Below are 4,235 nucleotides of genomic sequence, written 5' to 3' on the forward strand. Positions count from 1 at the left end.
CGCCCGCGGCGGCCGGGGCGGGACTTGGGCATGCCGCCATTGTGCACGGCCGCCGCGGGCGTGCCCGCAGGCCCCGTGACCACCGGCGATTCCTCCCGGGTAGCCTGCGGGACGGCAAGATCTCCGCCCGACCCCGAGGAGCCCCCGTGCCGCAGCCGAGGATCGCCCTGGTGACCACCGCGCACCTTCCGGAGGGCACCGTCGACCGCGACCTGCCCCTGCTGCGGGACGCCGTCGCGGCGGCGGGCGCCGAGGCCGTGATCGTGCACTGGGACGACCCGGACGTGGACTGGGCCGGGTTCGACCTGGCGGTCATACGGTCGACGTGGGACTACACCGTGCGCACCGAGGAGTTCCTGACCTGGGCCGACCGCTGCGGCGCCGCCACCACCCTGTTCAACCCGCCCGCGGTCGTGCGCTGGAACTCCGACAAGCGCTACCTCGGCGAGCTGGCCTCGCTCGGCGTGCCCGCGGTCACCACCCGCTACCTCCCGCCGGGCGGCGGCACCGGCGGGCTGCCCGGCGACCGGGATTTCGTGGTCAAACCCGCGGCGGGCGCGGGCGCCCGCTACGCCGCGCGCTACCGTTCCGGGCAGCACGAGGAGGCGCGGGCGCACGTGGCGCGGATGCACGAGGAGGGCCTCACCGCGATGGTCCAGCCCTACATGCCGCGGATCGACACCACCGGCGAGCGCGCGCTGGTCTTCCTCGGCGGCCGCTTCCTGCACGCCATCGCCAAGAACGCCGTGCTGTCCCCGGACACGCGCTACGACCAGCGCAAGGTCGCGCACCCCGGGGTGCGCCCCTGGACCCCGACCGAGGCCGAACTGGCCGCCGCGGAGCGGGCGCTGGCCGCCGTACCGGGCACGCCGGAGCTGCTCTACGCCCGGGTGGACCTCGTCGACGCCGAGGACGGCACCCCGTGCGTGATGGAGCTGGAGCTCATCGAGCCCAACCTGTTCCTGACGGACCACCCGGACTCGCTGCCCGTGGTCGCCGGCGCGATCGTGCGCGCCGCGGGCTGAGTCTCAGCGGGTCACGGGCAGCCCGGCACGCGCGGCGGCCGTCGCGAGGACCTCGCGCAGCATGGCGGGGGTGAGCCGTCCGGTGAAGGTGTTCTGCTGGCTGACGTGGTAGCAGCCGAACAGGTGCAGCGGCGGCTCCCCTTCCGCGGGGGCCGCCAGTTCCACGTGCGCGCCGTGCCCGAACCGGGGCAGCGGCCGCGGCAGCCGGTACCCGGCGCCGCCGAGCACGGGCAGCAGCGCCTGCCAGCCGAACGCGCCGAGGACGACGATCGCGCGCAGCGTGGGCCGCAGCAGTTCCAGTTCGCGCACCAGCCACGGGCGGCAGGTCAGCCGCTCCTGCGTGGTGGGCTTGTTGGCGGGCGGCGCGCAGTGGACGGGCGAGGTCACCCGTACCCCGTACAGCTCCAGGCCGTCGCCGCGTTGCGTGGAGGTGGGCTGGGAGGCCAGGCCGACGGCGTGCAGCGCCTCGAACAGCACGTCGCCCGATCGGTCGCCGGTGAACATCCGGCCGGTACGGTTGCCGCCGTGCGCGGCGGGGGCCAGACCGACCAGGGCCAGCGCGGCGTCCGGCGGGCCGAAGCCCGGCACGGGACGGGCCCAGTACTCCCATCCGGCGTAGGCGCGGCGCCGGACCCGGGCGGTCTCCTCGCGCCAGGCGACCAGCCGCGGGCAGGCCCGGCAGCCGGTCAGCCGTTCGTCGAGCGCGGCCAGGTCCCCTGCACCGGGCGCGGCCAGGGCGGGGAAGTCCGCCGATTCCTGCTGCACCGTGCGCCGTCCCTTCACGGCACCTGCGGCGGTCGCAGGGCCCGCGTCCCACGCTACCCACCAGGCCCCCGGCCCCGCCGCAGGGGCGCGGCGGGGCCGGGGGAGCGCGGGTCGGGCGTGGGGTCAGGCGCGGGCCGGCTCCGGTTCCGCTGCCCCACCGGACGGTTCCGCCCCGTCCGCGGCGGGCACGGGGCGCAGCCCCTCGCCCTCGACGTCGACGTTCGGCAGGATCCGGTCGAGCCAGGACGGGAGCCACCAGGCCCGGCGGCCCAGCAGCGCGAGCACCGCGGGGACGATGGCCATCCGCACGACGAACGCGTCGAAGAAGACGGCGGTCGCCAGGCCGAACCCGATCGACTTGATCATCGCCTCGCCGGAGCCGATGAACCCGGCGAAGACGGCGATCATGATGATCGCGGCGGCGGTGACCACCCGGGCACCGTGCCGGAACCCGGTGACGATGGCCTGACCGGGCCGCTCGCCGTGGACGTGGGCCTCGCGGATGCGGGTGACCAGGAAGACCTCGTAGTCCATGGCGAGGCCGAAGACCACCCCCACCAGGAAGATCGGCATCATCGACATGATCGGACCGGTCTGCTCGACGCCCAGGAGCGAGGCGAGCCAGCCCCACTGGAAGACCGCGACGACCGCGCCGAGGGCCGCGGCGACCGAGAGCAGGAAGCCGAGGGCGGCCTTCAGCGGCACGAGCACCGAGCGGAACACGACGATCAGCAGCACGAAGGCGAGGCCGACGACGAGCGCCAGGTAGGGCAGCAGCGCGTCGGTGAGCTTCTGCGAGGTGTCGATGTTCAGCGCCGTGGTGCCGGTGACGGAGACCTTGGCACCGGTGCGCTCGGTGATCCCGTCACCCGTGGTGCGGATCGCCTTGACCAGGTCCTCGGTCTCGGCGCTGCTCGGCTTGGACGCGGGCACGACGTTGATGATCGCGGTGTCCCCGGCCTTGTTGAACGTCGCCGGGGTCACGGCCGCCACGTCGTCGAGGCCCTTGATGTCCGCGGTGGCCTCCCGGACCGCGCCCCGGGGGTCGTCGGCGTCCTTGACGTCGGCGACCACGACGAGCGGCCCGTTGAAACCGGGGCCGAAGCCCTCCGACAGCAGGTCGTACGCCCGGCGCTGGGTCGTCGAGACGGGCTGGGAGCCGTCGTCGCCGAGGCCGAGTTCGATCGACGCGGCCGGCACGGCCACCGCACCGAGCGCCGCGACGCAGACGAGCAGGACGGCGACGGGCCGCCGGATGACGAACCGGGCCCAGCGGGTGCCCATGTTGGGACGCTCCGTGCGGGCCCTGCGGTGGGCGTGGTGCGTGTTCCCGTCGCGGCGGCGGAACAGGCCCCCGGCGTCCGCCGGCCGGACGCGCCGGCCGGCGAAGCCGATGAGGGCGGGCACCAGGGTGAGGGCGATGAGGACGGCGATGACGACCGTGCCGGCGGCGGCCACGCCCATCTTCGTCAGCATCGGGATGTTGACGACCGACAGCCCCACCAGCGCGATCACGACGGTCAGCCCGGCGAAGACCACGGCGGAGCCCGCGGTGCCGACGGCGCGGCCGGCCGCCTCCTCGCCCTGCCGCCCCTCGGCGAGCTCGGCGCGGAAACGGGACACGATGAACAGGGCGTAGTCGATGCCCACCGCCAGGCCGATCATCATCGCCAGGATCGAGGTGGTGGACCCCAGGTCGAGGGCGCTGGCGAGCGCGGTGATGGAACTGACGCCGATCCCGACGCCGATCAGCGCCGTGACCAGGGGCAGGCCGGCGGAGACCAGCGAACCGAAGGTGATCACCAGGACGACGGCGGCGACCGCGATGCCGATCACCTCGGTGGACCCGGTCTCCGGGCTCGTCTGGAGCGCGTCACCGCCGATCTCCACGGTCAGCCCCCTGTCGCGGGCGTGCGCGGCGGCGGTCTCCAGTTCTTCGCGGGAGGAGTCCCGCAGCTCCATGCCGGGGACCTCGTACGCCACGCGGACGTAGGCGACGGTCCGGTCCTCGCTCACGGCCTTGGCCGTGTACGGGTCGTCGACGGAGGCGACCTCGGCGCCCTGCCGCAGTTCGTCCACGACCTGCCGGACGGCCTTCTTGTTGGCGCTCTGCGTCATCTTCCCGCCGGCGGGGGCCTTGAAGACCACGCGGGCGGTCGCGCCGTCGGAGCCGGTGCCGGGGAAGCGCTGGTCGAGGAGGTCGAAGGCCTTCTGGGACTCGGTGCCGGGCACGGAGAAGGAGGAACTGCCCGCGGTGGGCGCGTTGGCGGCGCCGACACCGGCGAGGGCGAGCAGCGCCACCCAGATCAGGACGACGAAGTGCCGTCGCCGGAAGGCGAACCGGCCGGTCCGGTAGAGGAATGTGGCCACGGGGGCGTACTCCCTGTCGGGTTCGTGGGTCGGCGGAGGAGGGGCGCCGTCAGGGAGCGGGCGCGGGGACAGGTC

At 74.5% G+C, this 4,235-nt stretch carries 3 protein-coding genes; 1 reads left to right on the plus strand and 2 read right to left on the minus strand.

Annotation, left to right across the window (positions count from 1 at the left end):
• Positions 1–146: 146 nt before the first annotated feature.
• Entirely contained in the window at positions 147–1,025 is an 879-nt protein-coding gene (locus PV350_RS45060; protein ID WP_500339122.1) for a DcsG N-terminal domain-containing protein, read from the plus strand.
• Between the two features lie 3 nt (positions 1,026–1,028).
• Here PV350_RS45060 and PV350_RS45065 read toward each other — a convergent pair whose 3' ends face one another.
• Positions 1,029–1,790, minus strand: a complete 762-nt coding sequence (locus tag PV350_RS45065; protein WP_499515591.1) for a uracil-DNA glycosylase — start codon at positions 1,788–1,790, stop codon at positions 1,029–1,031.
• A gap of 123 nt (positions 1,791–1,913) precedes the next feature.
• Entirely contained in the window at positions 1,914–4,160 is a 2,247-nt protein-coding gene (locus tag PV350_RS45070; protein WP_499515592.1) for an MMPL family transporter, read from the minus strand.
• Between the last annotated feature and the right edge of the window lie 75 nt (positions 4,161–4,235).

This window comes from Streptomyces sp. PA03-6a, assembly GCF_033792765.1.
GTDB lineage: Bacteria > Actinomycetota > Actinomycetes > Streptomycetales > Streptomycetaceae > Actinacidiphila.